This window comes from Paenibacillus sp. OSY-SE, assembly GCF_000283315.1.
GTDB lineage: Bacteria > Bacillota > Bacilli > Paenibacillales > Paenibacillaceae > Paenibacillus_B > Paenibacillus_B profundus.
Map to the genome: position 1 here is coordinate 1 of NZ_ALKF01000106.1, position 5,058 is coordinate 5,058.

A 5,058-nucleotide genomic window follows, 5' to 3' on the forward strand; every position below is an offset into this window, starting at 1 on the left:
GCATCGATAAGAGCAGTTTGTCGAGGATTGAAAATGGGGAGATTAAACGTCCAGATTTTCAAATCATTCAGTCCATCGCTGCCGTATTAGGCATCCCCAGTGACGACATCGTAGAACTGTACATCGAGATTGGGCATAAATCAGATGTGATTTACTCATTTTTGCAAAAAGCTCTGGAAGCACCAAGCAGCGCATCTTTAATAACCAAGATAGCTACAAAGTTTCTTGAAGCACCTAATGAAGAAAGTTTGGACTTGGTAGAGAAGTTGTATCAAACGATAAACTCCGTAAATGATACCTACATTAAATTATCTTTGTACAGCCTCATCATTGATTACTCACGCTCCCATGGGATTATGCCTTATACTGCTAAAGGCTTATATCAGAGATACCTGATTGAACGAAATGATTTTACCAAACTCAGCACTACATATTATCTAGGTGAAAAAGTATTAGAGTACGCCCAATTTCTAAGTGAAAGAGATAGAATCAATCTTTACTATTGCTTGTTAGTTCACGCACAAAGTCTTTTGAAATATGATGAATCAATAAAGTTTAGCAGGTACGTTATTGAGAACGATATTTCTAATAGTCATTATAGTGCACATGCTACTCTTAATATTTGTAACTGCCATTATTATCTTGGTGATTACAAAACAAGTATGACATTCCTTGATGATTACAAAAAATATTCGTTTTCTTTTGTCGAGGATAATGTAAAATTCATAACTGGTTGCATAAACGGAAAAACTGGGAATGTTGAGTTAGGCATTAAACAGTTAGAAGGATATTTAAAAGCCCCATCTGATTTTAACCTAGTTTATGCCGTCACAACGCTAATGGATCTATACCTAATTAAGCATGATTTTAAATCGGCTAAAAAACTACTTGAGCATGTACCAGAGATGGAGGAATCCATTAAAGATAAGCGGACAACACCTGATAAGAAGGCTAGACTAGCCTTTTTCTATTAGTTAGTTGGGAATGTACTAATAATTGAAGATGATGAAAAGGCTTTTGACTATTATCTTAAAAGCGCTTTAGAGTACATGAGAATTGGTTTGTATGAAAATGCTTTGGGAAGCATTTTCATCATCAATGATGTGATTATAGAGAACCCTTCACGTTATAACATAGGAGTCATAAGAAAAAAGAACGCACTATACAAGCAAATAGTTAACAAAAAATTAGATTAGAAAGGATTGGTTGGCATGAAAAAGCTTATGTCAAAAGTGCCGATTCTTTTAGTATTGACATTACTCTCAATAGGATTAATTAACTCGGATGATACCATTTCGCTCTTTGGTGGCGGTGTTCCATGGATTGTGGATTGACGTGAAAAAACATATGACAAATGCACAATTTCCTTTATTCGCTACTCTGTTATCAGTAGAAGTAATCAATATGGAACATATCATTTCATTCACTTATGCTCCATGTGTAAAAATTACCTAGTTTTAATAAAAAATTGTTAAGACGCCTCTTTTGGCGTCTTTTTGTATATATATGTATTACAAATTAATTGTTGCATAAATACCCATAAATAAGGCATTTTTGTACAACAGCAGTTATGATTAATTCAGAGATACAGTTTATGGATGAAGCGCGCCAACCATTTAAGCTGTTATAAAATACGAAAGGGTGTTCCAACAATAGAACCATTTTATTTTTGCTATGAAAAACATGAATTTTTGCTATGAAAAACATGATTATTTACTTGAAAGAATCGAAAGTATCCGACACCAATTAATAAAAACAGCAAATGAAAAAAAGAGCTTTACAGACGAAAGTGTTGTGAGATTGAGTCAAGAATTGGATGTTTATCTTTTTGAGCTTCAGAGAAGGAGTGAGGATAAAGGATTGAATTCCAAAAATCAAGTGAAAACTTTATAAATCTATGATCTTTCTATAAATAACCAAATATGGTATAGTAATACTATGGTGTATGCTCTTCATTTCATCAATAGAAATAGATGATGTATCATTACATATTAGGTATCCTCCACACAAAGACATGGTGCAAAGTCCGCTTTCATTTTGAAGAGATATCTTTGCCTAAGCATTTTAAGGAGGAGATATATGCACAAATGGATTGTAGTGGTTCAGACAGAATTCAAGTCAGTTTAAATGAATTTTATTATTTACAAATGGAACCAAAAGTGGTACGATTTTTAAATGGGAGGGGTTTATCGAGTGAAAATTAAAAAAATTTTTCAGACATCTTTTTTGTTAACATCTATGCTGTGTTTGCTGATTGGTTCAGCATCGGTGTCTGCGGATTCAGTTTCTCCTGCTCCAACTCTTTTCGACTGCTCCAAGCTTGAAGGTGATGTTAGCTACAAAACTTCTGCCGATGGTTCGATCAAAAAAGTAATTGAAGTAAAAGATGTTAAACAATTTTCAGAGCAAAACAATCTCAGACTAAACGAAGGCGATAAAGTTACATTTGTACTTCCTGTTTCAAGTAATAACAATAATAGTGATGAAGTTATAGACATTCACAACAGCATCCTTAACAACAGTAATAACAATAAACATAAAGAATCTGAAGATATTTTCGAACCGTTAGAATTAGCTAGATATATTAAAAACGTCAAAGACACCGGAAATGCTTGTGGAACAAAAATTATTAGAAACTCTTTTTATGCTCCCCCTGGTGGTGAAATGACAATATCCGAAGGAGTTTCAGCGTCATACACTAATTCAGTCACAATTACCGCTTCTGTAATAACGAAGGCTGTAGGTTTCGATGTTGCAAAATCCTATAATGTTTCAGATAAACAAACCATTGTAGTTCCCGAAGGAAAAAGAGGAGAACTTAAAGCGTTTCCTTATTATGAAACTAAAACCTTTGAGATATGGGAAATTGGAGTGGCTTATAACAAAAAGGTTGGAGACGGTACAGCACTCTTTCCTGTTGGTGTTTGTTTTGTAGATCGCATTTATTAATTATAACAAAAGGCCGCTTTCTCATCATATTCGTGAACTGTGACCCGTAAGATGGACACTTTGAAAAAAGTACCCTCTTGCGGGTTTTTGTGTTTTAATCAGAATATTAAGAAGTATGTGGGGATGCAGATCATGGGAAAAATCAGAAGAAGTTTTACCGAACGAGGATAAAACTATTAGAGTTAAATCCAAACATATACCACGTATCGAAGAAGAATATCACGTATAATCCGGCGTTTAAGGTTGCAACTGTACAAGCCTATCAAGCGGGACAAACGCCTATGGAAATCTTCCTAACTGCTGGTTTTAATATCGGAATCATCGGTCAGGATACGCCTAAAAGGAGCTTGCAACGTTGGCGCAATGTCTGAGCGTCTTTAGGTGAAGGAGGATTGCTTGAGGAGCGAAGAGGTAAAGGCAGCACAGGAAGACGGCCGCGGCAGCTCTGATACTGTTAGACACTGCGAGCCTTTTCCGGATAATATTCTCGATTTTATACAGATTTCCGAGCGCAGCGACCTGATAGATGCGCCTCTTATGCTGCTGGGTATGCAGTTGGCTACCATACAGTGCAAGAATTTTTTAAAAAAAACAGGGGCCATGATTTATGATGCTACATGCTTTTCGTCAGCAGAAATCATTGAAGGTAGCCAAGTGTTTTGAAATGATCTGACACAAAAGCACCAACAATCAACTTCATGATTGCGGGTGCTTTTGTGACAATAAATCGAATGGGGGCATTATTGATTCATCATTGAGGGTAAATTTGTGTCATTGGATGTACGGTGAACTAATAATAGTTGCATAACGTCCGAGTGAACTTAAAGTTGTTGCATAAAAACGAGGACTGGTCGTTAGAAAATAATAATGCAACAACTTTAAGTTCAACGGAAAAATGAAACTCGCCAAGAAAGACAAAATATAGCTATATATGAACTATTACACCAAAGTTGTGGTGAGTAAACTAACTGTAGAAGAGTATTGTGTAATATATCTTGAGCACAGGAAACATATAATATATATAACTTTTTTTATTATTTCACAATCTTGACTCTAAATATCATTTCATTCACTTTTAATGAATACCCGGCTCCGCTAGCCAACATGGTTTTGCCTCCTGTTTCGAGGTTTGCCTTCTGATCCTCCGCACCCTGCCTCGCAGCCAGGCACTATCAGTCAGCTATGCGCTTCCGCCACCCTGTAGTGTGCTCGGGATTTCCACCCGTTAGTACGATGCACTGCTGCAAAGCGTACAAAAGGCTATGATGAAATATTCATCATAGCCTTTGACCCGGTCGGGTCATGAGAGTTTATTTAATTTGTAATTCTAAAGTAGATGGATTTTTGCTGTTTCTGGAAACTTTAATACCTGAGCCGCCCGTTTTTTGAATAATCTCGAAAATTACCTTTCCCTCCACACTCGATACGTCTACTCTATAGACTTTTTGTGCTCCAGGCTCTAGGGTATCGATAAGTGTAAGCTGGTCATCTACATATATGGGTAATGATTCTTTTGTTGACGAATCTTTATCGTATACATTCATTTCGAATTGACGACTATATTTTTCGTTATTGTTTTTAACTTTCACATAAAGGTTCTCGTTATCTTTCTTCGTAGGAATCGTACAGCGTGAGACATTTGTTCGTGACATACAATCCCCCTCAATCTTTCTCTTTTTTGAGAGAATTAATAGTATCAAGAATAACTTTACGATTACCGTTTTCTCCTTGCAACAACCCATTCAGTGTATTGGTTAGGTTGGAGATTAGGGTATCTATCCTGTTTGAATTGTTGTTTCCCTTTAAGGCTTCCAACATAGTAATTGCATACATTGTCATAGCGATATATGCACCAGAATTATCGGTGTAGTTGATGATGGTATTGTTCCCGTTTGTAAAGCTATTGTGCCCAGAGTCAGCTTTTGCATCAGCGTCGGAATCGGCGTCAGCGTCGGCGTCTGCATCTGCATCCGCATCCGCATCGGCATCGGCGTCGGCGTCTGCATCGGCGTCAGCTTTCGCGTCGGCATCAGCGTCAGCGTCGGCGTCAGCGTCGGCGTCAGCGTCGGCGTCAGCGTCGGCGTCAGCGTCGGCGTCAGCGTCGGCGTC

Annotated in this window: 7 protein-coding genes; 5 read left to right on the forward strand and 2 right to left on the reverse strand. The window is 37.3% G+C overall.

The window, feature by feature from the left end:
* The 5 genes from A372_RS32790 to A372_RS0100785 form a co-directional block, all read left to right on the forward strand.
* The coding region (locus tag A372_RS32790) for a helix-turn-helix domain-containing protein (RefSeq protein WP_019418946.1) at nt 1-974 on the forward strand (974 nt) is incomplete at its 5' end.
* A gap of 237 nt (nt 975-1,211) precedes the next feature.
* Nucleotides 1,212-1,334: a hypothetical protein gene (locus tag A372_RS38960; RefSeq protein WP_272943450.1), complete on the forward strand. Its 123-nt coding sequence runs from the start codon at nt 1,212-1,214 to the stop codon at nt 1,332-1,334.
* A gap of 349 nt (nt 1,335-1,683) precedes the next feature.
* Complete coding sequence (locus A372_RS32795; protein WP_237728458.1) at nt 1,684-1,893, forward strand: aspartyl-phosphate phosphatase Spo0E family protein; 210 nt, start codon at nt 1,684-1,686, stop codon at nt 1,891-1,893.
* Nucleotides 1,894-2,193: 300 nt separating this feature from the next.
* Nucleotides 2,194-2,949 carry a hypothetical protein gene (locus A372_RS35195; protein ID WP_019418948.1) on the forward strand — a complete coding sequence of 252 codons (756 nt, stop codon included), beginning with the start codon at nt 2,194-2,196 and terminating at the stop codon, nt 2,947-2,949.
* A 396-nt stretch (nt 2,950-3,345) separates the two neighbouring features.
* Nucleotides 3,346-3,612, forward strand: a complete 267-nt coding sequence (locus tag A372_RS0100785) for a hypothetical protein (RefSeq protein WP_019418949.1) — start codon at nt 3,346-3,348, stop codon at nt 3,610-3,612.
* A 647-nt stretch (nt 3,613-4,259) separates the two neighbouring features.
* Here the strand turns inward: A372_RS0100785 and A372_RS0100790 are convergent.
* Nucleotides 4,260-4,601, reverse strand: a complete 342-nt coding sequence (locus tag A372_RS0100790) for a hypothetical protein (protein ID WP_019418950.1) — start codon at nt 4,599-4,601, stop codon at nt 4,260-4,262.
* 10 nt (nt 4,602-4,611) lie between these two features.
* The coding region (locus tag A372_RS37840) for a hypothetical protein (protein WP_192813581.1) at nt 4,612-5,058 on the reverse strand (447 nt) is incomplete at its 5' end.

Coding starts and splice junctions, on each gene's coding strand:
- A372_RS38960 (WP_272943450.1), top strand. CDS start 1,212: ATGAAAAAGCTTATGTCAAAAGTGCCGATTCTTTTAGTATTGACATTA.
- A372_RS0100790 (WP_019418950.1), bottom strand. CDS start 4,601: ATGTCACGAACAAATGTCTCACGCTGTACGATTCCTACGAAGAAAGAT.
- A372_RS32795 (WP_237728458.1), top strand. CDS start 1,684: ATGAATTTTTGCTATGAAAAACATGATTATTTACTTGAAAGAATCGAA.